Source organism: Bradyrhizobium monzae, assembly GCF_021458635.1.
Classification (GTDB): Bacteria; Pseudomonadota; Alphaproteobacteria; order Rhizobiales; family Xanthobacteraceae; genus Bradyrhizobium.
Genome location: NZ_JAIRDQ010000003.1, coordinates 80762 through 105112 on the forward strand (window position 1 = coordinate 80762; position 24351 = coordinate 105112).

Genomic DNA, 24351 nt, shown 5'->3' on the forward strand with positions numbered 1-24351 from the left:
CCCTAAACGAAGGCGGCCCTATTTGAGCCGATCATTCCGCGCGACGCAAGGCCCGTAGGCGGGGCACTGGCGGCCAGGGATTGTCACCCCTCGCCTTCTGCGATTTAGTTACAGCAACAGACCTCATGCCGGGGATTCCTCAGATGCCAACTCCCGTCTCCCAACCCGATGATCCCGCGCTGCTGCGGATCGACGGCCCGATCGCGACCATCACGCTGAACCGCCCTGCCGCGTTCAACTCGATCAACCTTGCGATCGCGCAAAAACTCGAACAGCTCGCGATCTATATCGAAGGCGACGACACGATCAGGGTCGTGGTGCTCGAAGGCGAAGGCCGCGCCTTCTCCGCCGGCGGCGATCTGCAGACGATTGGTGCTGCGGCCGAAGCCAACACGGTGACGCTGGTGGTCGGCGAGTTACTGAAGCACTACCATGCCTTCATCGAGATCATCCGGCGCATGCCGAAGATCTCGCTGTCGAGCGTGCACGGCTCGGCCGCCGGCGCCGGCATGGGGCTCGCCTTCGTCACCGATCTCTGCATCGCCGCGGAGGACGCCAAGTTCACGCCGGCCTATGCCAAGATCGGCGTGTCGCCGGATGGCGGCTCGACGGTCGGGATCGTCGGCACGGTCGGCTCGCGCCGCGCGCTGCAGATCTTCCTGGCCGAGGACAAATTTACGGCGCAGCAAGCCTATGAATGGGGCCTCGTCGCCAAGACCGTTCCCGCAACCGAATTGAAGACGGCGACGCGGCAGCTGGCCGAGCGGCTGGCGCAGAATCCGCGTGCGGCCATCGCCGGAACCAAATCGCTGGTCTATGCCGCCGCCACCACGCCGGTCAAACAGCAGCTCGATGCCGAGGAGCACAAGATCATCATGGCGATGAACACGGAGGATTTTCGTGTTGCCGTGAAGAAGTTCACGAGCAAGAGCAAGTGAGCGCGCCCACGCCATCGCGCTCGTTCTGCGGCCTGCGCCACGGCGCAACGGACTGGAACCGGCAGGGACTTTTCCAGGGCCGAACCGACAATCCGCTGAACGAGGATGGCCTGCGGCAAGCGAACGAGGCCGCAGATTTGCTGCGCGGCGCCGGCATCAGCCGCATCGTCGCAAGCCCCCTGGTGCGCGCGGCCCGAACGGCGGAGATCGTCGCCGACGCGATCGCGGCGCCGCTCACGATCGACGCAGGCATCATCGAGTTCGACTTCGGCAGCTTTGAAGGCCTGCCCGTCCGCGATCTCATGATCAGGCACGGCGTCAAATCGGCGACGGGCCTCGTCTCGATCCTGCCCGCCGACGGCGAGAACTGGGACACCATGACGGAGCGATCACTGCGCACCGTCGCGCTCTGGCTCGACCGCTATCCCGACGACTACGTTCTGTTCGTTTGCCATGACGCCGTGATGCAGGGCATAGCGAACGCGCTCACCGGCAGCTATTTCAAGAACAGCCACGGCACGCCGTTTCGCTACGTGCACGACCGAGCCGGTTGGCGCGTCGAGCAGCTGATCACTTAGGAAGATCACTTGGGACGTAGGAAGATCACTTGGGACAGATGTAGCCGGTTCCCGCCGGCGACTTGAAGCAGCCGACCGATTCCGGCAGCACTTTCTGCGGCAGCCACAGCACGACGCTCGGAAAGTAGATCGCGAACGCGATGGTGGCGAAGAACACGACATAGATCGGCAGCGCCGCCCGTAACGCTTTCGCAAAGCTGACGCCGACGAATTTCGACGCCATCAAGAGCACCAGACCATAAGGCGGCGTGATCAGGCCGAAGGCCAACGTCGCGATCAGCACCACGCCCATGTGGACGCCATTGATGTCGCCGGCTTCCGTCAGCGTGTTGACCAGCGGCATGAAGATGATGATGGTCGGAACCGGTTCGATGAAATCGCCGACGACGGTGAACAGCAGCACCATCAGAAGCATGATCAGATGGGGATCGTTGCCGGCGATCGAGGTGATCATGTCGGCGATGTAACTGGCGCCGCGCAAGTACGCCAGCATCCAACCGAAGGCGTTGGCGGCGCCGATGGTGATCAGCGGCAGCGAGAAGATCAGCCCCGCCAGACAGAAATCGTAGGGAATCTTCCGGAAATGGCCGCGGTTGAGCGCGGGGATCACGACCAGGATGATCCAGACCACGGCGACGACGCCGGCCTCGGTCGGCGTGAACCAGCCGGTCAGAATGCCGCCGAGCAGGATCACCGGAATCATCAGCGGCAGCGCCGCATCGCCGGCCGCGAACACGATCTGACGCAGCGGCGCGCGCGGCTTGCGCAGGCCGGACGGGCCGAAGAAATAGCAATAGATCATCAGCCCGAAGCCGATCATCAGGCCGGGCACGACGCCGGCCATGAACAGGCCGGCGATCGAGACGTTGCCGACGGCGCCATAGACCACCGCCGTGATGCTCGGCGGCACCAGCGCCGCAATGGTCGAGGCCGACGCAATGATCGCGGCAATGAACGCGGGCTCATAGCCCTCGCGCTTCATCGGGCCGCCGAGCGCGCGGCTCATCACGGCGACGTCGGCGGTGGTCGAGCCCGACATCTCCGAGAAGAACATGCTGAAGACGACCACGACCTGCGACAGTCCGCCCCTGATATGCCCGACCAGCGATACCGAGAGGTTTGCGATTCGCACCACCACATTGGCCGAGCTCATGAGCTCGCCGACCAGCAGGAAGAAAGGGATCGCCAGCAGCGCCTCGGAATCGACGCCGTCAAAGATCTTCTGGATGATTGCGGCGAGCGAGACGTCGGACAGGACCGCGCCGATGAACACGCCGGCCATCAGCGAGAACGGCACGGGCACGCCGAGATAGCCAAACGACAGGAAGCAGATCGACATCAACGCGAGGACAATGGGTGCGCTCACGGCTGCGCCCTCATTTGCGCTTCGGTGATGACGGGCGCGGCATCCTCCTCCGGCGGCTCAGGGTGGTCGAAGCCGTTGCGCAGGCCGTTGACGAGCTGCTCGATGGTGAACAGGCCGACCAGGATGCCGGAGAGCGGAATGATGGCGTAGAGCGAAGCGATCGGCGTGCCGGACGGCAGGCGAAAGCTGCCGAAGCCGCGTAGGTAATTCTGGTAGCCGTACCAGATCAGGCAGAAAGCGACGCCGAGCACGACGAGGCGAATGATGATCTCGACGATGATCCTGGGCACGCCATGCATCGCCTCCGAGATCGCGGTGAGATAGAGGTGATCGTTGCGCCGGGTCGCAACGGCTGTCCCGATGAAGATCGCATAGATGAACAGCGTCGAGGTGACTTCCTGGAGCCACAGCCAGGGATGGCCGATGGTGCGGGTGACGATGTCGGCGGTGACCGACAGCGAGAAACCGAAGCACAGCACGCCGCACAAGATCATGAGCGCGAGCTCGAGCCAGTCGAGCCAGCGCCATTTCAGGTGACGCTGGCGTTGCAATACGAGCTTGTCGGCGATGGCCATTATTGCTCCCGGCTGCGAGTTGGCCTCACCTCTCCCGCTTGCGGGAGAGGTCGCGGAGCGAAGCGACGCGGGTGAGGGTTCTTTCCTCTGGGGAAGTATCACATTGTGGAGACACCCTCTCCCCAACCCTCTCCCGCAAGCGGGAGAGGGAGCGCACCGTCTTCGGGAATCGCGTTAATTAATCGACCGGATCAGATCCTTGATCTTCTCGGCGTGCGGGCCGAGCTCCTTGGCGAGCTTGTCGAGATAGGGATCGGCAATCGCCGCAAAGCTCTTCTTGTCGACGTTGTCGACGATCTTGACGCCCAGCTTCTTCAGCTTCTCGGCCGCGGCCCGTTCGAGGTCGAACGCCTTCGCCGGCTCCTTCGTGCTGACCTCGTTGGCCGCGGTCTGCACCCAGCCCTTCTGCTCGGCCGAAAGGCTCTGCCAGAGCTTGTCGGAGACGAACACCAACGCGTTGTTGGCCTCGTGCTCGGTGATGTTCAGCACCGGCGCGACCTCGTAGTGCTTGTTGACGAGGTAGACGTTGATGCTGTTCTCGGCGACATCGACCACACCGGTCTGCAACGAGGTGTAGACGCTGCCGAACGGCATGTGCACGGTCTGGGCGCCGTAGGCCGGGAACATGGTGTCCTCCGTCGCGGTCGCCTGCACGCGGACCTTCAGGCCCTTGATGTCGCCGACATTATGGATCTCTTTCTTGGAGTACATGTGGCGCACGCCCTGCGAGCCCGTGCCGATGAGGTGCAAGCCCTGCGTGGTCTCATCGATCATGATCTTGAGGGCCTCGAACACCTTCGGGTCAGCGAGGCCTTTGATCACATGCTGTTCGTCGCGGAACAGATAGTGCAGCGACATCACGCCGGCCTGCGGCGAGATCGTCGCGGTGTTGGCCGAGGAGACGATCGAGAATTCGACGTCGCCGGACTTCACGAGCTGAAGCACCTGCGGCTCTTGGCCGAGCTGCGCGCCCGGATACTGGTCGATGATCATGGTGCCTTTGCTCAATTCCTTGAGCTTGTCGGCAAAGAGGTCGCCGGCGATCGAGTAGCCGGTGTTGCGGGGCTGGTCATAGGCGAAGCGATAATGCTTCACCTCCTGCGCCCCCGCGCTCGTGACGAACAGCATGGCGGCCGTAGCCACCAAGCCGCGTAAGAATCCTGCCATGGATCGTACAATCATCGTCTCCCCCTGTTGTTATCGCCCGCCGCTTTTAGCGGTCTGGACGCTCGTTCGAGTGGTTGTCAGCCCTTTTCAGTCTTTGGTCCAGTCCTCTGCATAAAGTCGAAGTCGCAGCCCTCGTCGGCCTGCAAGATGGTCTTGTCGAATAGCCAAGCGTAGCCACGCTTGACTTCCTCGGACGCTTGAGCCGGCTTCAAGGCGGCGCGCCGACGCTCCAGCTCCGCCGGATCTACCAGCAGCTCGATGCTGCGCTTGGCTACATCGAGACTGATCTTGTCGCCATTCTTCACGAGCGCGAGCGGTCCGCCGACCGCGGATTCCGGCGTGATGTGCAACACGATGGTGCCGAACGCGGTGCCGCTCATGCGCGCATCCGAAATGCGCACCATGTCCTTGGTACCGCCACGCGCGAGCTTCTTCGGGATCGGCAGATAGCCGGCCTCGGGCATGCCGGGCGCGCCCTTGGGGCCGGCGTTGCGCAGCACCAGGACGTCATCGGCGGTGACGTCGAGCTCGGGATCATCGACCCGCAAGGTCATGTCCTCGACGGATTCGAACACCACCGCACGCCCGGTATGCTGCAACAGTTTTGGGCTCGCCGCCGACTGCTTGATGACGGCGCCGCGCGGCGCGAGGTTGCCGTGCAGGACGGCGAGGCCGCCTTCCTTCTTGATCGGATTGTCGCGCGAGCGGATAGCGTCCTGGCCGGGCACGTCCTCCGCATTCGCGACGACGTCGCGCAGGCTCTCACCCGAGATCGTCTTCGCATCGAGATCGACGAGATCGCCGAGCTGTGCCAGCAGTTTCGGCACGCCGCCGGCGTGATGGAAATGCTCCATGTAATGCTCGCCCGACGGCTTGAGATCGACCAGCACCGGCACCTCACGTCCGATCTGGTCGAACACCTCGAGATCGATCCGATGCGGTGAGCGATGCGCCATCGCGGTCAGATGGATCAGGCCATTGGTCGAGCCACCGATCGCCTGCAGCACGACCTGCGCGTTCTTGAAGGACGCTGGCGTCAGGACCTCGCTCGGCCTCGGGCCCTTGGTTTTGGCCATTTCAGCAGCAACCCGGCCGCTCGCCTCCGCCAGACGGAAACGCTCGGCATGCGGCGCCGGGATCGTCGCGCTCATCGGCAGCGACAGACCCATGGCTTCGATCATGCAGGCCATGGTGGAAGCCGTGCCCATCACCATGCAGGTGCCGACCGACGGCGCGAGACGGCCGTTGACGGCTTCGATTTCGACGTCGTCGATCTCGCCGGCGCGATACTTGCCCCAGAGACGGCGGCAATCGGTGCAGGCGCCGAGCACCTCGCCCTTGTGATGGCCGACCACCATCGGACCGACGGGAATGACGACGGTCGGCAGGTCGGCGCTGATCGCGGCCATCACCTGCGCCGGAAGCGTCTTGTCGCAACCGCCGATCACGATCACCGAATCCATCGGCTGGGCCCGGATCATCTCCTCGGTGTCCATCGCCATCAGATTGCGCAGGTACATCGAGGTCGGATGCGCAAAACTCTCGGCGATCGAGATGGTCGGGAATACGAACGGCATCGCGCCCGACAGCATCACGCCGCGCTTGGCGGCTTCGATGATCTGCGGGACGTTGCCGTGGCAGGGGTTGTAGTCGCTGTAGGTATTGGTGATGCCGACGATCGGGCGCTCCAGCGCGTCGTCGGAATAGCCCATGGCCTTGATGAACGCCTTGCGCAGGAACAGCGAGAAGCCGGCATCGCCATAGCTCGTCAAACCCTTGCGCAACCCATTCGACATCATGGCACTCCTTAACTTGCCATTGTGGTACAGCCTGCCCCCTGATTGTCAATAAGATAGGGCCAGATGGTCGCTCTTTCTGCTCCTGGCGCTCCCCGGCGACACAAATTATTGACAATCCGACTTCTCCCTGCTCCACAAGGCGGACCGGCAAGGCGCCGGAGGCTGAGGGCATGTCCGACATTCGTACCGCAGACGCCATGCCGCTCCGGCGCGACGATCCGGATGACGTCGTCGCGCGGCTGGAGGAGGACATCATCTTCGGCCGCTTCGCACCCGGCGCGCGCCTGACCGAAGACGCGCTGATGTCGCGCTACGGCACTTCCAGGCACTTCGTGCGCCAGGCGCTGGTGGACGCCGAGCGGCGCGGCATCGTCCGCCGTGAGAAGAATGTCGGCGCCACCGTGCGGTTCTATTCGGCCGAGGAAGTCCGGCAGATCTACGAAGTGCGGGAGATGCTGACGCGGCAGGCGGCGTTGATGATCCCCCTGCCCGCGCCGCAAGGCCTGATCGACGAGCTGACCGCCTTGCAACGCGAGTATTGCGCGAAGGCGGACGTGAGGGACTTGCGCGGCATCCACGAAGCCAACGACGCCTTCCACGTCGCGTTGTTCGCCGCCTGCGGCAATCCCTATCTGGTCCGCTCGCTGCAGGACTACATGAGCCTGACACTGCCGATGCGCGCGAAAAACCTCGCCGACCGCGATGGACTGGCACAGTCACGGCGCCAGCACGAGCTGATGATCGAGCTACTCAAAGGCCGCGACAGCTGGGCGCTGGCGCAACTGTGCGTGGATCACATGCAGTTCAGCAAGTCGGATTATCTGGCGCGGATTGCCGATGAGGCTGCGCTAACGTGCTCGTCAGGCTAACCCCGCGTTCAGTATCGTCTCAGCAGACCGCGATCCACGCTGGCATCGCCATAATCGGCGCAGGCCCCTTTCGGATCCCTGACCAAATCCGCTAGCACGCGCTTGATCGTCTTGCTGGCCGCCTCGAACACCTCGGGGCGGAACTTGCCGGGATCGTAGCTCTCGCCATCGTGAGCCTTTATCGCCGCCGAATAAGCGTCAATCATCGCCATCGCCGCATTGGGGCTCCCGAGCAGCCTGGCGCCGAGTTGAACGCCACCGGCACCATCGACCTCGTAGCCGACGCATCGCTGTTCGAGCACTGCGGACGCGGTGACAAGCTGGTCGAGAAACGTCGCTTCAGCATCGCTGAGCGTTGCGGCTCGCGAGGGTGCTGATGCGATCGTCGCAAGCATTGCAACGACAGACAGTTTGATTTTCATTGTCGCGGCTCTCGAATTGCGCTCGCACAGATCGAGAGCCCGATGGTGTCCGGACGATGTTGATCTAAGTCAACAGCCCGGCCATGACGACAAGTACTATCGCTTGTTCCAATCAATGATCCGGCTGGTGTCGCCGTCGAACTCGAGGCTCGCGAACGCGCCGCCCTGAAAATGGTCGCCGACCGGATCCGGCTTCAACTTGGCCTGCTCGGCCATGGCGTGTGCGACATGGTCCTCGGAGCGGCCGGTGGGGCGATAGCCGAATTCGTAGGCGCGGTGGTTGTCCCACCAGGCGCGCTCGTTCAGCGATACGCCATAAAACACCTCGAAATGGATGTCGGGATGCTCGAGCCCGATTTGGCAGAGTTGCACCAAATCTTCCGGCTTCAGCCAGATCGAGATCCGGCGGAGGTCCAACGGCACGTCCCCGAAATTGCCGATGCGAAGGCAAGTCACTTTCAGGCCGTGCTTATCGGCATAGAGCGCGCCGAGTGCTTCGCCGAACACCTTGCTGACGCCATAGCGGCCGTCCGGGCGCGCGGTGACGTCGGTATCGATCCTGCGGTGGCGCGGATAGAATCCGACGGCATGGTTCGAGGACGCGAACACGACGCGCTTGACGCCCTTGCGATACGCGGCCTCGAACAGATTGTAGCCGCCGATGATGTTGGCCTGGAGGATGTCGTCCCACGGGCCCTCGACCGAATAGCCGCCGAAATGGATGATGCCGTCGACGCCCTCGCAGATCGCCTCGCACTGGGCAAGGTCTGACAGGTCGGCCGCCTTGAACTGCTCGTTCGCCCCGAGATCGGCGGGCGGGCGGATGTCAGAGAGCAGCAGGTCCGGATAGATCGGCGGCAGCAGTTTCCGCAGACGCGTTCCGATTCCGCCCGAAGCTCCCGTCATCAAGATACGCGGCATGTCTTCCCTCGCCGTTAGTGACCAATTTGCGGTCACGTGTCTCTAATGATAGCAGGAATGTCCAGAGGGAACGAAACGAGAGAACCGACATGGATGAGGCATCGTCCCACACCCAGGAGCGGTCAGGCTGGCGGCCTGCGAGCTACTATCCTGATCCGGCCATTCACGCACTCGATCCCCGATTCGAAAAATACTGGTTGAAACTTTCGGCGGTGGAACGGCTGGCGACCGGCCTGCGCTGGGCCGAGGGGCCGGTCTGGTTCGGCGACGGGCGATTTCTCTTGTGCAGCGACATCCCGAACCAGCGCATCATCAAATGGGAGGAAGAGACCGGCGCCGTCTCGGTTTTCCGAAAGCCCTCCAATTTCGCCAATGGCAATACCAGGGATCGCCAGGGCCGGCTCGTCACCTGCGAGCACGGCGGCCGTCGCGTGACCCGCACCGAATATGACGGCGAGATCACGGTGCTGATGGATTCATTCGGCGGCAAGCCGCTGAACTCGCCGAACGACATCGTGGTCAAGTCCGACGGCTCGATCTGGTTCACCGATCCGACCTTCGGCCTGCTCGGCAACTACGAGGGCTTCAAGGCGGAGAGCGAGATCGAGCCGAACGTCTATCGGCTCGATCCGGCGACGCGCAAGGCGACGATCGTCGCCGAGGGCGTGCTGGGCCCGAACGGGCTGTGCTTCTCGCCGGACGAGAAGATTCTGTACGTGGTGGAATCGCGCGGCGTGCCGAACCGCAAGATCCTTGCCTATGACGTCGCGGCCGACGGCACCACGATCTCGAACAAGCGCGTCCACATCGATGCGGGACCTGGCACACCGGATGGCATGCGCTGCGACATCGACGGCAATCTCTGGTGCGGCTGGGGCATGGGCGATCCCGAACTCGACGGCGTGGTGGTGTTCGCGCCGGACGGCGTCATGATCGGCCGCATCGCGCTGCCCGAGCGCTGCGCCAATCTCTGCTTCGGCGGCCTCAAGCGCAACCGCCTGTTCATGGCGGCGAGCCAGTCGATCTACGCGCTGTATGTGAACACGCAAGGCGCGGCGGGAGGCTAGGTCTCCTCTCTCCTCCGTCATTGCGAGGAGCACTTGCGACGAAGCAATCCAGACTCCACCCGCGGAGAGATTCTGGATTGCTTCGCTTCGCTCGCAATGACGAAGGATAGACTTCGTAGCCCGGATGGAGCGGAGCGCAATCCGGGGACCGGTCCCGCATTACGCTCCGCTCCATGCGGGCTACAACAAAACGCCGGAGCGGTTTCCCGCTCCGGCGTCATTCTGTTCAGGCCCTAAGGCTTACGCCGCGTTGAAGCCGGCGACGGCCTTCACTTCGAGGAAGTCCTCGAGGCCGTACTTGCCCCACTCGCGGCCGTTGCCCGACTGCTTGTAGCCACCGAACGGCGCGGTGCGGTCGTTGGGCACGCCCTGGAGGTTGACGTTGCCGGCGCGGATCTGGCGACCGACGCGCTTGGCGTCCTCGACCGAGGCGCCCGAGACATAGCCGGCGAGGCCATAGGGCGTGTCGTTGGCGATGTGCACGGCCTCGGCTTCGTCCTTGGCACCGAGGATGGTCAGCACCGGTCCGAAGATTTCCTCGCGGGCGATCGTCATCTCGGGGGTGACGTCGGCGAAGATCGTCGGGCGGACATAGAAGCCCTTGTTGACGCCTTCGGGCAGGCCCGGGCCGCCGGCGACGAGCGTTGCGCCCTCGTCGATGCCCTTCTTGATCAGCGCCTGGATCTTGTCCCACTGGCCGCGGTTGACCACGGGGCCGATCGTGGTGCCTTCAGCGCGCGGATCACCCGCCTTGGTCTTGTCGGCGACGGCCTTCGCGATCGCGGCGACTTCCTTCATCTTCGAGGTCGGCACGATCATGCGCGAGGGCGCGTTGCACGACTGGCCGGAGTTGTTGAACATGTGCATCACGCCGCCGGTCACCGCCTTCGTGAGGTCGGCGCCTTCGAGGATGACGTTCGGCGACTTGCCGCCGAGTTCCTGGCTGACGCGCTTCACGGTCGGCGCCGCACGCTTGGCAACGTCGATACCGGCGCGGGTCGAGCCGGTGAAGGAGATCATGTCGATGTCGGGATGCTCGCTCATGGCGGCGCCGACCTCGGGGCCGAGGCCGTTGACGAGGTTGAACACGCCCTTCGGCACGCCGGCTTCATGGAGGATTTCCGCGAAGATCAGCGCCGAGGTGGGCGTGAACTCCGACGGCTTCAGGATCATGGTGCAGCCGGCGGCGAGCGCGGGTGCGACCTTGCAGGCGATCTGGTTGAGCGGCCAGTTCCAGGGCGTGATCATGCCGACCACACCGACCGGCTCGCGCAGCACCATGGCGGTGCCGACCGGCTCCTCGAAATGATAGTTCTTGAGCACGTCGAGCGTGGTCATGAGATGGCCGAGGCCGGCGCCGGCCTGGAGTTTTTCCGCCATCGGCAGCGGCGCGCCCATCTCATCGGAGACGGAAGCACCGATCTCCTTGAGACGGCCCTTGTAGACTTCGATGACCTTCGTGAGCAGCGCGACCCGCTCGTCTCGGCTGGTCTGGGAGAAAGTTGCAAAGGCGCGCTTGGCGGCGGCAACCGCCTTGTCCACGTCGGCCTTGGAGCCCAGCGCAACCTCGTACATCGCTTCTTCCGTCGCCGGATTGACGACCGGGGTGGACTTCTTGACGGCGGGATCGACCCAGGCGCCGTCGATGTAGAATTGCATGCGATTGACCATCGTTAACCTCTTCTTGGGGGCTTGGGGGGCGTTTCGGCAGGCATCCTTGCACGAAAGCGCCAGCAATTGAACCCGCCATATGCGGGGCCAGCGTTGCGGCAGACGGAGGTGGTTATATGAGCCGATGGCGACAACGTGGCAAGGTGGCCCGGCCGTCATTCCGGGGCGCGCATTATCGCCCTGGAATCACGCCCCCGGTTACTTCCGCTACACCGCCATCTTCCGATGCAGCACCGGCGCACCGGTGGTGAGGCTTTCCGCCGCATCGATGATCGCATTCGCGTCGATGCCGTAGTGGCGATAGAGGTCCGCGATGGTGCCGGTCTGGCCGAACTGCTCGACACCGAGCGCCTCGACGCGGTGGCCGCGGACGCTGCCGAGCCAGCCGAGCGCGGAGGGATGGCCGTCGATCACGGTCACGATGCCGCAGTCGCGCGGCAACGGCGCCAGCAGTTTTTCGATGTGGCTGAGGTGCTGCACGCCGCGCCGATCGCGCCGCAATTTGCGCGCGGCAGTCCATCCCGAATGGAGCCGATCCGCCGAGGTGATCGCGAGCAGGCCGATGTCGCGGCGGCTCTCGCCGATGAAGCCGGTCGCCTCGATCGCCTCCGGCGCGACCGCGCCGGTATAGGCAATCACGAGTTCGGCATTCGGGCCCGGCTTGCGCAGCCAGTAGGCGCCGTCGGTGATGCCCTGCTGCAGTTCCGGCGTCATGATCCGCTGCGCCTGCTCGATCGAGCGCGTCGAGAGCCGCAAATAGACCGAGCCGCCCTCGCCCGGATCGCGCTGCATGTGCGCAAACCCCCAGCCCATGATCACGGCGAGTTCGTCGACGAAGGCCGGCTCGAACGAGGCGAGCCCGTCCTGCGCCATGCCGATCAGCGGCGTCGCGATCGACTGGTGCGCGCCGCCCTCCGGCGCGAGCGTGATGCCGGACGGCGTCGCCGCCACCATGAAGCGCGCATCCTGGTAACAGGCGTAATTGAGCGCATCGAGGCCGCGCTCGATGAAGGGATCGTAGAGCGTGCCGACCGGCAGCAGCCGCGCGCCGTTGATCTGGTGCGACAGGCCGAGCGCCGAGAGCATGATGAACAGGTTCATCTCGGCGATGCCGAGCTCGAGATGCTGGCCCTTGGGCGAGAAGTCCCAATTGAATGTGGACGGAATTTTCTCGCTACGGAATAAGTCCGCCTTCTCACCACGTGCGAACAGGCCGCGCCGATTCACCCACGGGCCGAGATTGGTCGAGACCGTGACGTCGGGCGAGGTCGTGACGATGCGTTGTGCGAGTTCGCTGTCACCGCGCGCGATCTCGTTCAGCACGAGGCCAAAGCCCTGTTGCGTCGACATCTGCGGCGACGGCTTGAACACAAGCTGCTGCGGCACCTCGACGACAGGCGCGGTCAGCCGGCGGCCATCCTTGTTGAACGGCACGCGCGCGAGGAACGCGTCGAGCTCGGCGGCACTTTGCGTGAGGCCCTCGTACTTGTCCCATTCGTGCCCGGGACGAATGTTCTGGCTTTCGCGATATTTCTCCATCTGCGCGACCGTCATCAGGCCGGCATGGTTGTCCTTGTGGCCCTGGAACGGCAGGCCGACGCCCTTGATGGTGTAGGCGATGAAGCAGACCGGGCGATCGTGATCGATGGACTCGAACGCCTCCAGCATGCTCGCCATGTCGTGACCGCCGAGGTTCGACATCAACGCCAAGAGTTCGTCGTCGCTGCGCTTGTCGATCAATTTTGTGATCGGCCCCTGGTCGCCGATCTCGTCGTGGAGATGCTTGCGAAACGCTGCACCGCCCTGGAAGCACAGCGCCGCATAGAGCGCGTTCGGGCAATTGTCGATCCAGCGCTTCAACGCCTCGCCCCCCACTTCAGCAAACGCCTCGCGCATCAGGCGACCGTATTTCACGATGACCACGTCCCAACCGAAATTGCGGAACATGGTCTCGAACTTTTCCCAGAGGCCTTCGCGCACGACGGCATCGAGCGACTGGCGGTTGTAGTCGACCACCCACCAGGTGTTGCGCAGGCCGTGCTTCCAGCCTTCTGCCAGCGCCTCGAAAATGTTGCCCTCGTCCATCTCGGCGTCGCCGACCAGCGCGATCATCCGCCCTTCGCGGCGATCCTTCAGCCAGCCATGCGCCTTGACGTAGTCCTGCACCAGCGAGGCGAACAGCGTCTGCGCGACGCCGAGGCCGACCGAGCCGGTCGAGAAGTCGACGTCGTCGACGTCCTTGGTCCGCGAGGGATAGGATTGCGCGCCCTTGAAGCCGCGAAAATTCTCCAGTTTCTCGCGGCTCTGCCGGCCGAACAGATACTGGATGGCGTGGAACACCGGGCTCGCATGCGGCTTCACCGCGACGCGGTCCTCGGGCCGCAACACGCTAAAATACAGCGCCGACATGATGGTCGCGAGCGAGGCGGACGAGGCCTGGTGGCCGCCGACCTTGAGGCCGTCCGTGTTCGACCGGACGTGGTTGGCGTGGTGGATGGTCCATGACGACAGCCACAGCGCCTTGCGGGCCAGCGCGGTCAATGTGTCGAGACGGGCGGAATCAACGGGCATCGCAATGCTCCCGGAAAACAGGTCGGAAGATGATACGCCTGCGAGCGACGCCAAACTTCTCAATTTTTCGCGCCATACCTCCGAATATTGGGATAATTTACCAACAAGACCGGACAAAACATAGGTTCCATCCCAATGCCAGAGCTCGACGCCATCGACCGCAAAATCCTCGCCTTGCTGCAGACCGACAGCCGGCTGACCATGCAGGAGCTCGCCGACAAGGTCGGATTGTCGGTCTCGCCCTGCCATCGCAGGGTCAAGCTGCTGGAGGAACGCGGCGTGATCTCGCGCTACATCGCGACCGTGGACCAGAAGGCGCTGGGGTTGCATGTCAGCGTGTTCATTTCGATCAAGCTGGCGCGGCAGAAGGAGGAGGATCTCAATCGTTTCGCCCGCGCGATCTCGAAATGGGACGAGGTGCTGGAATGCTATCTGATGACCGGCAACCGCGACTATCTCCTGCGCGTGGTGGCGGCTGACCTCGCCTCCTACGAGACCTTCCTCAAGACCAAGCTGACCCGGCTCGACGGCATCGCCTCGATCGAGTCGAGCTTTGCGCTCAGCCAGGTCAAATATTCGATCGCGCTGCCGGTCTGACGGTCCCTGCCGGGCTATTCCGGAACCGGTGTCACATGGGCGCAATAAACCCCGCCGATGGTCACCGGTGACAGGCACCCTGCCGAAAGAAGGACCCATGACCGCATCCGACCGCACCCCTGAAATGGCCAAACGCGAGCGCATCATCCGGGAAATGATCGACGATCTCGACGAAGAGCTGGAGATGGAGCTCGACGACAGCAGGCTCGACGAGCTGCTGGATGAGACCGACGGGCTCCGCCCGACGGTCGACCGAAAACTCTATTTCCGCGAGCTGCTCCGGCTCCAGGGCGAGCTGGTCAAGCTGCAGGACTGGGTGCAGAGCGAGAAGAAGAAGGTCGTGGTTCTGTTCGAAGGTCGCGACTCCGCCGGCAAGGGTGGCGTGATCAAGCGCATCACCCAGCGCCTCAATCCCCGCATCTGCCGCGTCGCAGCGCTTCCGGCGCCGAGCGAGCGCGAGCGCACGCAATGGTATTTCCAGCGCTACGTCTCGCACCTGCCCGCCGGCGGCGAATTGGTGCTGTTCGACCGCAGCTGGTACAACCGCGCGGGCGTCGAGCGCGTGATGGGCTTCTGCACCGACGAGCAGTATCAGGAGTTCTTCAGCACGGTGCCGGAGTTCGAGCGGATGCTGATCCGCTCCGGCATCATTCTGGTCAAATACTGGTTCTCCATCACCGACGACGAGCAGCAGTTCCGCTTCACCATGCGCATCAAGGATCCGCTCAAGCAGTGGAAGCTGAGCCCGATGGACGTCGAGGCCCGCAGCCGCTGGGAGGCCTACACCAAGGCCAAGGAGACGATGCTGGAGCACACGCATCTGCCGGACTCGCCGTGGTGGATCGTCGATGCCGTGGACAAGAAGCGCGCCCGCCTCAACTGCATCGCGCATCTTCTGAGCCAGATCCCCTACCAGGAAGTCGGTCGCGCACCCGTGGTGCTGCCGCCGCGCGTGCGCAATCCCGACTATCACCGCGGTCCGATCCCGCTGGAGATGTACGTGCCTTCGAAATACTGAGGAAAGTCTGGTGGGCAAAGCGTAGCGTGCCCACCATGATGAGCACGGTACTTGATGGTGGGCACGGCGCTTTGCGCCTTTGCCCACCCTGCGAGACCGTCACCGCCACGGCTGCACGATGATCTTGGTGTGCGCCTCGGGATTGGCGAGATCCGCGAACGCCTTGGCGACGCCGTCAATTCCGACCTCAGCCGTCACCATCGCGGCGGCATCCACCTGCCCTTCCGCGATCAGGCGCAGCGACGCCGCAAACTCCTCCGGCGTGTAGCCGAGCACATATTGGACATTGAGCTCTTTCATGATGCCGAGCATGGGCTCGCTTTTGTCGCTCTCCATGCAAACGCCGACCACGACGATCTTGGCATCGCGCGGCGCGCCCTCGAACACCTGCTGCAGCAGGCCGGGCACGCCGACGCATTCGAAGATCACCGCGGGCTTCAGCGCCGGCAGCATGGCCTGGAACGGCGGCCGCGCGGCCTTCTCCGCCTCCGACATCTGCGCGTGCTCGGCCCAGGTCGCATAGGGCTGCGACGTCAGGGGATCGACGACAATGTCGGCGCCGAACTTTGCCGCGAGCGCGCGCCGCGCCGGCGAATAGTCGGCAGCAACGATCGGATGCAGGCCCTTGAGCTTCAGCGCGGCGATCACCGCAAGGCCGACCGGCCCGCAGCCGATGACGAGCGGCACTTCGCCGCCGCTGATGTTGGCTTTGGCCACCGCATGGACGCCGACCGCAAGCGGCTCGGTCAGCGCGGCATGTTCGGGCGCAAGGCCGTTCGGCACTTCCAGCAGCAGCGGCTCGCTGAGCAGCATCGCTTCCGCATAACCGCCGACGAAGTCGTTGGAATAGCCGATGCCCTTGATGCCCTCCGGCGTGAGCAATGCGGGCAGCGAGCACACATGCGTGCCCGGCTTGAGCTTGCGCGTGGTGCCGGGGCCGTAGTCGACGATCTCGCAGCAGAACTCATGACCGAAGACGACGTCGCGCGACAGATCCATCGGCGTTCGCCCGGTCTTCTTCGCCATCTCCACCATCCGCGGCGCGTGCTGGCGCGCGTGCAGGTCGGAGCCGCAAATGCCGCAGGCGAGCGTCTTGACCAGCACCTGGCCGGGGCCCGGCTTCGGCTCGGCCATCCGGTCGACGACAATCTCACCGTTCCTGAAAATCGCAGCGCGCATCCAGCTCCTCCCCCATCGTTGGAGCCGTTGATAGCACGAAGCGGGACGCTTGACTTGCGTCAGGGGTTCGGGGAACGCGCGGCCTGCACCAGAAGCTGAGCGCGGCGAATGCGCTCGCGATGGGCGATGTAGAGACCGCTGGCGACGATGAAAGCCGCGCCGGTGATCGTCCATACGTCCGGCAACTCGCCGAACAGGAAGAATCCCAGAAGGCTGACCCACAGCAACTGCGTGTAGGAGAACGGCGCCAGCACCGAAGCATCGCCGTAGCGATAGGCCAGCACGATGATCCATTGGCCGACGGTCGAGGCGACACCGATCACGATGCCGAGGCCGATCGCGGTCCAGGTCGGCGTGACCCAGACGAACGGCACCATCACGCTGAGGATCGCGACGCCGGTGAGAGCGGAGTACGCCATGGTGGTGAGAACGGCCTCGCGCCCGCTCATCATGCGCGTCATGATCAGCGCGGCAGCCCAGCAGAACGCCGAGACGATCGGGAAGAAGGCGGCGATGTGGAACGCACTCGAGCCGGGCCGCAGAATGATCATCACGCCGGTCAAGCCGATCGCGGTCGCGATCCAGCGACGCATCCCGACCTTCTCACTGAGGAAGATAATCGACAGTGCGGTGACAAACAGCGGCGAGACGAAGCCGGTGGCGGAAGCTTCCGCAATCGGCAGGAAGCGCAGGCCAGTGATGAAGAACAGCGAGGAGCCGAGCAGCGCGACGCCCCTCATCAACTGCAGCCCGAGACGTTCGGTCCGCATCGCATGCAGCGGCGAACCCGGCAGCATCACGGGCGTGAACATCAGCGCGAAGGTGACGAATCGGATCCAGGTGATCTCGATCGACGGCAGGCTGGTCGAGAGATATTTCGCGGTGACGTCGGAGCAGCCGAGGAACACCGTCGACAGCAGCACCAGCGCGATGCCCTTGAAGGGATGATCGACGCGCGCAGGCGCACGGCGAGCCTCCTGCTTCTTCTCCGGCGCGGGCATGGAAATACTGTCGAGCCTTGCGGCTGCGGCGGGCGGCGGTGTCACGGCTGGAACCTGGGAAAACGACGATTCGGGAACGATCGTAAAAAACGACAAATGCGCCGCTTTCACAACTTCCGAAAACAGGATGCCGATATGCGCTCACGTCCGCGCGCGTCAATACTCCATTAATAATAGGCCTTTGTGCACTACAGCATGGGCAGACCACGCGGTTTCGAACCGCGCGGAAACGCCGCATCCAGCGCCGAAATCTCCTCTTTCGTCAGCACGAGATTACCGGCAGTCGCATTTTCGCCGGCATGTTCGGCGGATGACGCCTTCGGGATCGCAAACACCGTAGTCGCACGGGTGAGGAAGCTCAACGCGACCTGACGCGGCGTCGCGCGACGCGCCTCCGCAATGCGCGCGAGCACGGCGCCGCCCTTGCTGCGCTCATCGGGAAAATCATCGTGCCCGAACGGTGAATAGGCGACGACGGCGACGCCGTGCTTCTCGCACCACGGGATCACCGTATGCTCGATCGCACGTTCCTTCAGATGATAGAGCACCTGATTGCAGGCGATCCTGCCTTCGCCGGACACATCGAGGATTTCGTCGAGATCGTCCGCGTCGAAATTGGAAACGCCCCAGGATTTGATCTTGCCGGCCTTCACCAGTTCCTCGAATGCGGCGACGGTGTCTTCAAGGTCATACGAGCCGCGCCAGTGCAGCAGGTAGCAATCGAGACGATCCGTCTTCAGCCGCTTCAGCGAGCGCTCGCAGGCCGTAATGGTACCGCGACGCGAGGCATTGCTCGGCAGCACCTTCGATACCAGGAATACCTCATCACGGCGGCCGGCGATCGCATCGGCAATGACGAGCTCGGCGTCGCCGTACATCTCCGCGGTGTCGATATGGGTCATGCCGAGATCGAGCCCGCGCTGCAGCGCCGCGACCGCGCGCTTGCGATCGCCATGGTCGAGATACCAGGTGCCCTGCCCGATCACGGAGACATTGGCGCCGGTCCTGCCGAAGGGTTTTGTGTTCATGTTTGCTCCTTCAAATGCTCTACAGACCACTGATGTCCGCGACCAGCACGCTGCCGGTCGCAGACTCCGTGATATAGAGCCGATCCTTCTTCGCGCCACCGATAGCGACATTGGTGCAGTTCGGCCCCGCGCAGGACTTGATCCGCGCGATCAGCTCACCATTCGGTGCGAACACGAAGACATGGCCGAGCGAGGCGTGGCCGACGAACAGGCGACCGCTCGCGTCCATGGTCATGCCGTCGGGGCCTGACGTGCCGAACAGCGAGCAGAAGCGGCCAACCTTCGACACGCTGCCATCCTTCATGAACGGCAGCCGCCATACCGCATTGTCGCGCGTCATCGCGACGAACAGCACGGTCTCGGTCGGATCAAGCACCAGTCCGTTCGGGCTGATGCCGGTGTCAACAAGACAATCGAGCCGGCCGTTCGGCGCCAGTTTATAGACGCGGCCGCTTGCGTCGTGCAGACCGGTCTGGCCCTGGTCGGTGAAATAGATGTCGCCATTCGAGGCGAGATGCAGATCGTTGCAGCCGCGGAACGATTCCGAATTGCGCGCGGTCAGGATGGGCTTGATGCGACCAGCCTTGGCGTCGAGCTCCATGATGCCGTGCATGTAATCCGCCACCAGGACGCGGCCGTCGGCCGCGATCTTCAGCCCGTTCGGCCAGCCCTCATACTCGATCACGAGCGACCACGTGCCATCCGGTGCAATGCGGAAGATGCGGCCAAACGGAATGTCGACCACGTAGAGATTTCCATCCCTGTCGAACGACGGCCCTTCGATGAAGCTATCGGTCGGTACGCCCGGCCGGTTGGCGTCGGCCCAATCGCTCCACACGCCTTTGCGGCGGAAATCATCGGGCATGACGGAAAAGATCTTGGTTTCGATCAGGCGCGGCGGCGTTTCCAGGTACATTTTTGATTTTTTCTTATTGCTGAGGGGGAGCGCGGCAACATAGGGCACAATCGCGGGCGCGTCGATTGGGGCAGTGGCATGGCTGCGTTGGTGGAAATGGATAATCCGCCTCAACAAGCACCGTCATTGCGAGCGCAGCGAAGCAATCCAGACTGTCACCGCGGCGGGACTCTGGATTGCTTCGCTGCGCTCGCAATGACGATGGAGAGAGTGGTGCCTACCTCGCCGCGCCCGCGAGCTTGACCTGCTTCGCCGGTGCCGCCTCTGTCGTTGCGATCAGCCGCTTCAGCTCGGGGATGCAGGAACCGCAATTGGTGCCGGCCTTCAGTTTTGCGCCGATCTCGGCGGCGGTGCGCGCGCCTGCCGCGATGGTGTCGCAGATGGTGCCACGGCCGACGCCGAAGCAGGCGCAGACGACCGGACCGGTCGCCGCGGCGCCTTCGCTGGACTTGCCTGACAGCAGCATGCGGCGCTGATCGTCGGTGACGCGATCGGCCGCGAACGCGCTCTTCACCACCTCCCAGTCCCCGGCATCGCGCGCGGGGCCGACGAACAGACAGGTCTCGATGCGATCGCCCGAAAACAAGGCCGCGCGATAAACACCGCCGCCGAAATCGCGGTAGTCGGCGACATCTTCGCCGGCAAGGCCGTCGAGCCAGGCCGGCCAGCGCGACAGATCCGCGTTGTCGGCGAAGAGATAGCCGAAGCCGCCGGCCACAGTTGCGCGAGTCCACAGCAGGTTTTGCGGTAAATCGAGCTGTTTTCGCGACAGCGCAAAGCCGCGGAAGACGTACTCATACGGCGCGATCGCCGCCGGCGTCGCCTTCGATTCCGGCTGCCCGGAGAACGGATCCGTGAACGGCGCGACCAGCGCACCGACACGGCCGTGCGAGGCATTCATCGCGCTCCAGTGGATCGGCGCGAACAACGCACCGCGTTGCTGCCGCTCGCTGACGACAGCCTTCAAAATGCACTGGCCGTAATCGGTGGTGATGCGGGCATAGCCGTCATGGACGATGCCGTATTTGTTGGCGTCGTCGGGATGAATCTCGACGAACGGCTCGGGCAGATGCGCGCCCAGCCGCTTGCTCAGCCCCGTGCGCGTCATCGTATGCCACTGGTCGCGGATGCGTCCGGTGTTGAGCCGCAGGGGGCGCGACGGTCCGGTCTCGCTGCGCAGTGCAGGCATCTCCGGCGCGACGAAGCGGCCCTTGCCGTCATTGGTGAAGAAGCCGCCTGCCGCGAAGAAGCGCTCGCCCGGCGCCTCGCCCTCGCGCGCCGGCCATTGCACGGGCTTCAAGGCGTCGAAGTCTTCATCAGACAGCGACGTCAGCGCGCCGATGTCGAAATCGCGGCTGCCATTGTTCTCGAACGCCGAGAGCGCGGCGTGCTCGCGGAAAATCTCGGCGGCGGATTTGTAATTGAAGCTGTCGCCGAAGCCGAGGCGTTTTGCGGTCTCGCTGAGGATCCACCAATCGGGACGCGCCTCGCCGGGTGCGGGCAGGAACGAACGCTGGCGCGAGATGCGGCGTTCGGAATTGGTCACCGTGCCCGACTTCTCGCCCCAGGCCAGTGCCGGCAGCAGCACGTGCGGGCCGGCTCCGACCGTGTCGTTGGAGAGCACGTTCTCGGAGACCACGAACAGCTCGAGCTTCTTCAGCGCCTCGCGCACGAAATCGGCATCAGGCAGCGACACCGCGGGATTGGTGCCCATCACCCATAACGCCTTGACCTCGCCGCGGTTGATCGCCTCGAATAGCTGCACTGCCTTCAGCCCTTCGTGGGTCGCGATGCCCGGCGCCTTCCAGAACCGCCTGACGCGGTCGATGTCGGGCGGCGTGAAGTTCATGTGCGCAGCGAGCTGATTGGCGAGACCGCCGACCTCACGGCCGCCCATCGCGTTGGGCTGGCCGGTGAGCGAGAACGGCGAGGCACCGAGCTTACCGATGCGGCCCGTGGCAAGATGGCAGTTCAGGATCGCGTTGACCTTGTCGGTGCCCTGCGCCGACTGGTTCACGCCCTGCGAATAGAGCGTGACGACACGCTCGGTGTCGCGGAACATCTTGAAGAAGGCGGCGACGTCCTGCTCGGGGAGGCCGGTCGCCAGCGCGGTCGCCGTGACGCTGCCGGCGATGTTGCGCGCGCGCGCCAGCGCATCATCAAAACCCGACGTGTTCTGGGCGATATACTCCTGATCCAGTGCGCCGCTGTCGGCGAGATGGACGAACAGGCCCGAGAACAGCGCGGTATCGGTGCCGGGCTTGATGCCGAGGAACAGATCGACGTCGCTCGCGGTATCCGTGCGGCGCGGATCGATCACGATCATGCGCGCGCCGCGCTCCTGCCGGTTCTTCAGCATGCGCTGGAACAGCACCGGGTGGCACCAGGCGGCGTTCGAGCCGACGAAGACGAGCAGATCGGCCTGGTCGAGATCCTCGTAGCAGCCGGGCACGGTGTCGGCGCCGAAGGCACGGCGGTGGCCGGCGACCGAGGACGACATGCACAGCCGCGAATTGGTGTCGACGTTCGCCGTGCCGACAAAGCCCTTCATCAGCTTGTTGGCGACGTAGTAATCCTCGGTGAGCAGCTGGCCCGAAAGATAGAACGCGACCGCGTCGGCCCCGTCGCGCGCGACGATGTGCTGCATGCGATGGGCGACGTGATCAAGCGCATCGCTCCACGCGACGCGCTCCAGCACGCCCTTGCAGCGGATCATCGGATACAGCAGCCGGCTCTCCAGCCCGACGGTCTCGCCGAGCGCAGAGCCTTTCGAACACAGCCGGCCGAAATTGGCGGGATGATCGGGATCACCCGCGATCGCAGCACCGCCCGCGCCATCTGGCGTTGCGAGCACGCCGCAACCGACGCCGCAATAGGGACAGGTCGTTTTGGTCGTGCGGAGGTTGGGGTCGATCGCCGTCATGTCAAGCCGCCTCCATCAAGCAGCTCTGGACGGCAGCGCGAGCGCGCGGCCGAACATCATGTCGGCGCGGATCCCGGCGATCTTCTCGCGCGTACGGATCAGCTCGAGATACCAGAGCGCGTCGGCGGTATCACCGATCAAGACGGCGCCGGTGAGACATCCGTCGGCGATCACAAGCTTCTTGTAGGTGCCGCGCCTGCGATCGGTCAGCAGCAGGCTCTCGCTGCCCTCCCCGCCCACGAAGTCGCCGGCGGAGAACACGCTGACGCCCGAGACCTTCAGATTGGTCGAGACCACACTGCCCTGATACGCGGCGGGACGGCCGCCGAGATGCCGCGCCAGAACGCGCGCCTGCTCATAGGCCGGCTCGACCAGGCCGTAACAGGTGCCGCGATGCTCGGCGCACTCGCCGAGCGCGTAGATGTCGGGCGACGCCGTCTGCATCTCGTCGTTGACGACGATGCCGCGGTTGACCGCGATGCCGGCCTCCCTGGCCAGCGCGATGTTCGGCCTGATGCCGGCGGCGAAGATCACGGCGTCGGCCTCGACGCGGCTGCCGTCGGCAAGCTCGACGGCTTCGACCTGGCGCTCGCCATGGATGCGCGCGGTCGAGGCATTGAGCAGGATGCGGATGCCCTTGCGTTCGACCAGCGTCTTGAGCAGATCGGCGGCCGGCCCATCGAGCTGGCGCTCCATCAGCCGGTCCATCAGATGCAGCAGCGTCACGGGCGCGCCGGCTTTCGCCAGGCCATAGGCCGCTTCGAGCCCGAGCAGGCCACCGCCGACCACAACAACGCGCTTCTTCGCGGCCGCCAGCGTCAGCAGCAGGTCGACATCGCGCGTGTCGCGAAACGTATGCACGCCGGCGAGATCGGCGCCGGGCACGTTCAGCCGCAGCGGTGTCGATCCCGTGGCGAGCACGAGCTTGGAATATTCCATGCTCTCTTCACCTGCGATTTTCAGCTCGCGGCGGCCGGTGTCGATCTCGGTGACGCGGTAGCCGTAGCGCACCGTGACGCCGCGATGGCGCCACCAGTCGGCGGGCCGCAGCTCGATCTCGTGCGAGCCGGTTTCGCCGGCCAGCACCGAGGAGAGCAGCACGCGATTGTAAGCGAGCCGCGGCTCATCGCCGATGACGGCAACCGCGTAGCGGCCGAGCGCAGTCTTGGCGAGTTCATCGACCAGACGCGCAGCCGCCATGCCGTTACCGACGATGACCAGTGGTTCACTCACAAGGCATCTCCTATTCGGCGGCCTGCGCCTGTGCGCCGTAGGCCTCGGAAATCATGTAGCCGGACAGCACGCCATAGGCGTCGGTCCAGGCGGTTGCGAGTTCGGGCGTCCAGGCGTCGCCGAGCCCCTTCTCCAGAGTCCACAGCAAGGTCGCGCCGACCACGGGATAGTGCTCGGCCTTGGCGCCGTAGGCGACGTGGCGCTTGGCGAGCGCCGACGCCGCGGGAAGAATCGTCTCGACATTCGACAGGCCACTGACGACAGCGGCGAGCATGCCCATCAGCTTCTTGCGCTGCTCGGTCATGTCCTCGGGAAACATCGCACGCACGGACGGCGCCACTTCGAACAAGCGGTCGTAGAACAACTTTGAGGCTGCTTCTGAAATCGGCGCGACCTTGGAAAAGCTTTGCTGCACGAGGGCGATCTGCTGTGGCGTCATGATGTTCTCCTGTCTGTTTCGGTCTGCCTTTGTCCGCGCCGTTGCGAACAAGGTTCATGGGTCAAACTTCATC

Annotated in this window: 21 protein-coding genes; 6 read left to right on the forward strand and 15 right to left on the reverse strand. The window is 64.2% G+C overall.

All coding sequences use genetic code 11. The features are described 5' to 3' along the window. The first annotated feature begins 143 nt into the window (after positions 1–143). Together K3F49_RS13910 and K3F49_RS13915 are read left to right on the forward strand one after the other, a co-directional pair. Positions 144–938, forward strand: a complete 795-nt coding sequence (locus tag K3F49_RS13910) for an enoyl-CoA hydratase/isomerase family protein (RefSeq protein WP_234681515.1) — start codon at positions 144–146, stop codon at positions 936–938. Then, positions 935–1516 carry a histidine phosphatase family protein gene (locus tag K3F49_RS13915; protein ID WP_234681516.1) on the forward strand — a complete coding sequence of 194 codons (582 nt, stop codon included), beginning with the start codon at positions 935–937 and terminating at the stop codon, positions 1514–1516. The genes K3F49_RS13910 and K3F49_RS13915 overlap by 4 nt, the downstream gene beginning before the upstream one ends. A 25-nt stretch (positions 1517–1541) precedes the next feature. Here K3F49_RS13915 and K3F49_RS13920 read toward each other — a convergent pair whose 3' ends face one another. The 4 genes from K3F49_RS13920 to K3F49_RS13935 all read right to left on the reverse strand — a co-directional run bounded on the left by K3F49_RS13920 (position 1542) and on the right by K3F49_RS13935 (position 6420). Beyond that, entirely contained in the window at positions 1542–2882 is a 1341-nt protein-coding gene (locus K3F49_RS13920) for a TRAP transporter large permease (RefSeq protein ID WP_234681517.1), read from the reverse strand. Next, the gene (locus K3F49_RS13925) at positions 2879–3457 is read right to left on the reverse strand and encodes a TRAP transporter small permease (RefSeq protein WP_234681518.1); all 579 of its coding nucleotides are present in this window, start codon (positions 3455–3457) and stop codon (positions 2879–2881) included. Before K3F49_RS13925 ends, K3F49_RS13920 begins: the two co-directional genes overlap by 4 nt. Positions 3458–3631: 174 nt before the next feature. Next, positions 3632–4639, reverse strand: a complete 1008-nt coding sequence (locus tag K3F49_RS13930; RefSeq protein ID WP_234681519.1) for a TRAP transporter substrate-binding protein — start codon at positions 4637–4639, stop codon at positions 3632–3634. A 62-nt stretch (positions 4640–4701) separates the two neighbouring features. Beyond that, positions 4702–6420: an IlvD/Edd family dehydratase gene (locus K3F49_RS13935; RefSeq protein WP_234681520.1), complete on the reverse strand. Its 1719-nt coding sequence runs from the start codon at positions 6418–6420 to the stop codon at positions 4702–4704. Positions 6421–6593: 173 nt separating this feature from the next. Here K3F49_RS13935 and K3F49_RS13940 point away from each other — a divergent pair, with 173 nt between their 5' ends. Beyond that, positions 6594–7292, forward strand: coding sequence for a GntR family transcriptional regulator (locus K3F49_RS13940; protein WP_234681521.1), 699 nt, complete (start codon positions 6594–6596; stop codon positions 7290–7292). A gap of 8 nt (positions 7293–7300) precedes the next feature. On the opposite strand, the gene K3F49_RS13945 is transcribed toward K3F49_RS13940, so the two are convergent. Together K3F49_RS13945 and K3F49_RS13950 are read right to left on the reverse strand one after the other, a co-directional pair. After that, positions 7301–7714, reverse strand: a complete 414-nt coding sequence (locus tag K3F49_RS13945; RefSeq protein WP_234681522.1) for a hypothetical protein — start codon at positions 7712–7714, stop codon at positions 7301–7303. Positions 7715–7810: 96 nt separating this feature from the next. Next, the gene (locus tag K3F49_RS13950; RefSeq protein ID WP_234681523.1) at positions 7811–8635 is read right to left on the reverse strand and encodes an NAD-dependent epimerase/dehydratase family protein; all 825 of its coding nucleotides are present in this window, start codon (positions 8633–8635) and stop codon (positions 7811–7813) included. Between the two features lie 89 nt (positions 8636–8724). Here K3F49_RS13950 and K3F49_RS13955 point away from each other — a divergent pair, with 89 nt between their 5' ends. Then, positions 8725–9702: an SMP-30/gluconolactonase/LRE family protein gene (locus K3F49_RS13955; protein WP_234681524.1), complete on the forward strand. Its 978-nt coding sequence runs from the start codon at positions 8725–8727 to the stop codon at positions 9700–9702. Positions 9703–9942: 240 nt separating this feature from the next. Here K3F49_RS13955 and K3F49_RS13960 read toward each other — a convergent pair whose 3' ends face one another. Beyond that, complete coding sequence (locus K3F49_RS13960) at positions 9943–11373, reverse strand: aldehyde dehydrogenase family protein (RefSeq protein WP_234681525.1); 1431 nt, start codon at positions 11371–11373, stop codon at positions 9943–9945. Positions 11374–11580: 207 nt separating this feature from the next. Continuing rightward, positions 11581–13944 carry a transketolase gene (locus tag K3F49_RS13965; protein WP_234681526.1) on the reverse strand — a complete coding sequence of 788 codons (2364 nt, stop codon included), beginning with the start codon at positions 13942–13944 and terminating at the stop codon, positions 11581–11583. A gap of 135 nt (positions 13945–14079) precedes the next feature. On the opposite strand from K3F49_RS13965, the gene K3F49_RS13970 reads away from it, so the two are divergent. Beyond that, positions 14080–14541, forward strand: coding sequence for an Lrp/AsnC family transcriptional regulator (locus K3F49_RS13970; RefSeq protein ID WP_074122330.1), 462 nt, complete (start codon positions 14080–14082; stop codon positions 14539–14541). 97 nt (positions 14542–14638) lie between these two features. Further along, complete coding sequence (ppk2, locus tag K3F49_RS13975) at positions 14639–15559, forward strand: polyphosphate kinase 2 (RefSeq protein WP_234681527.1); 921 nt, start codon at positions 14639–14641, stop codon at positions 15557–15559. A gap of 99 nt (positions 15560–15658) precedes the next feature. Here ppk2 and K3F49_RS13980 read toward each other — a convergent pair whose 3' ends face one another. The 7 genes from K3F49_RS13980 to K3F49_RS14010 form a co-directional block, all read right to left on the reverse strand. Then, a complete protein-coding gene (locus tag K3F49_RS13980; protein WP_234681528.1) occupies positions 15659–16738 on the reverse strand; it encodes a zinc-binding dehydrogenase in 1080 nt (359 codons plus the stop codon). Between the two features lie 59 nt (positions 16739–16797). Beyond that, positions 16798–17739, reverse strand: a complete 942-nt coding sequence (locus tag K3F49_RS13985) for a DMT family transporter (protein WP_234681983.1) — start codon at positions 17737–17739, stop codon at positions 16798–16800. A gap of 188 nt (positions 17740–17927) precedes the next feature. Then, positions 17928–18767 (reverse strand): aldo/keto reductase, encoded by an 840-nt coding sequence (locus tag K3F49_RS13990; RefSeq protein WP_234681529.1) that lies wholly within the window; start codon positions 18765–18767, stop codon positions 17928–17930. Between the two features lie 19 nt (positions 18768–18786). After that, positions 18787–19683: an SMP-30/gluconolactonase/LRE family protein gene (locus K3F49_RS13995; RefSeq protein WP_234681530.1), complete on the reverse strand. Its 897-nt coding sequence runs from the start codon at positions 19681–19683 to the stop codon at positions 18787–18789. A gap of 217 nt (positions 19684–19900) precedes the next feature. Continuing rightward, positions 19901–22606 (reverse strand): nitrate reductase, encoded by a 2706-nt coding sequence (locus K3F49_RS14000; RefSeq protein WP_234681531.1) that lies wholly within the window; start codon positions 22604–22606, stop codon positions 19901–19903. A 15-nt stretch (positions 22607–22621) separates the two neighbouring features. Beyond that, on the reverse strand, positions 22622–23839 hold the full coding sequence (locus K3F49_RS14005) for an NAD(P)/FAD-dependent oxidoreductase (protein WP_234681532.1): 1218 nt from the start codon (positions 23837–23839) through the stop codon (positions 22622–22624). 10 nt (positions 23840–23849) lie between these two features. Next, positions 23850–24278, reverse strand: a complete 429-nt coding sequence (locus K3F49_RS14010) for a globin family protein (protein WP_234681533.1) — start codon at positions 24276–24278, stop codon at positions 23850–23852. Positions 24279–24351: the final 73 nt, after the last annotated feature.

Coding starts and splice junctions, on each gene's coding strand:
- ppk2 (WP_234681527.1), top strand. CDS start 14,639: ATGACCGCATCCGACCGCACCCCTGAAATGGCCAAACGCGAGCGCATC.
- K3F49_RS13995 (WP_234681530.1), bottom strand. CDS start 19,683: ATGTACCTGGAAACGCCGCCGCGCCTGATCGAAACCAAGATCTTTTCC.
- K3F49_RS13910 (WP_234681515.1), top strand. CDS start 144: ATGCCAACTCCCGTCTCCCAACCCGATGATCCCGCGCTGCTGCGGATC.
- K3F49_RS13930 (WP_234681519.1), bottom strand. CDS start 4,639: ATGATTGTACGATCCATGGCAGGATTCTTACGCGGCTTGGTGGCTACG.
- K3F49_RS13960 (WP_234681525.1), bottom strand. CDS start 11,373: ATGGTCAATCGCATGCAATTCTACATCGACGGCGCCTGGGTCGATCCC.
- K3F49_RS13955 (WP_234681524.1), top strand. CDS start 8,725: ATGGATGAGGCATCGTCCCACACCCAGGAGCGGTCAGGCTGGCGGCCT.
- K3F49_RS13925 (WP_234681518.1), bottom strand. CDS start 3,457: ATGGCCATCGCCGACAAGCTCGTATTGCAACGCCAGCGTCACCTGAAA.
- K3F49_RS14010 (WP_234681533.1), bottom strand. CDS start 24,278: ATGACGCCACAGCAGATCGCCCTCGTGCAGCAAAGCTTTTCCAAGGTC.
- K3F49_RS13950 (WP_234681523.1), bottom strand. CDS start 8,635: ATGCCGCGTATCTTGATGACGGGAGCTTCGGGCGGAATCGGAACGCGT.
- K3F49_RS13935 (WP_234681520.1), bottom strand. CDS start 6,420: ATGTCGAATGGGTTGCGCAAGGGTTTGACGAGCTATGGCGATGCCGGC.
- K3F49_RS14000 (WP_234681531.1), bottom strand. CDS start 22,606: ATGACGGCGATCGACCCCAACCTCCGCACGACCAAAACGACCTGTCCC.
- K3F49_RS13945 (WP_234681522.1), bottom strand. CDS start 7,714: ATGAAAATCAAACTGTCTGTCGTTGCAATGCTTGCGACGATCGCATCA.
- K3F49_RS13985 (WP_234681983.1), bottom strand. CDS start 17,739: ATGCCCGCGCCGGAGAAGAAGCAGGAGGCTCGCCGTGCGCCTGCGCGC.
- K3F49_RS13980 (WP_234681528.1), bottom strand. CDS start 16,738: ATGCGCGCTGCGATTTTCAGGAACGGTGAGATTGTCGTCGACCGGATG.
- K3F49_RS13990 (WP_234681529.1), bottom strand. CDS start 18,767: ATGAACACAAAACCCTTCGGCAGGACCGGCGCCAATGTCTCCGTGATC.
- K3F49_RS13940 (WP_234681521.1), top strand. CDS start 6,594: ATGTCCGACATTCGTACCGCAGACGCCATGCCGCTCCGGCGCGACGAT.
- K3F49_RS13970 (WP_074122330.1), top strand. CDS start 14,080: ATGCCAGAGCTCGACGCCATCGACCGCAAAATCCTCGCCTTGCTGCAG.
- K3F49_RS13965 (WP_234681526.1), bottom strand. CDS start 13,944: ATGCCCGTTGATTCCGCCCGTCTCGACACATTGACCGCGCTGGCCCGC.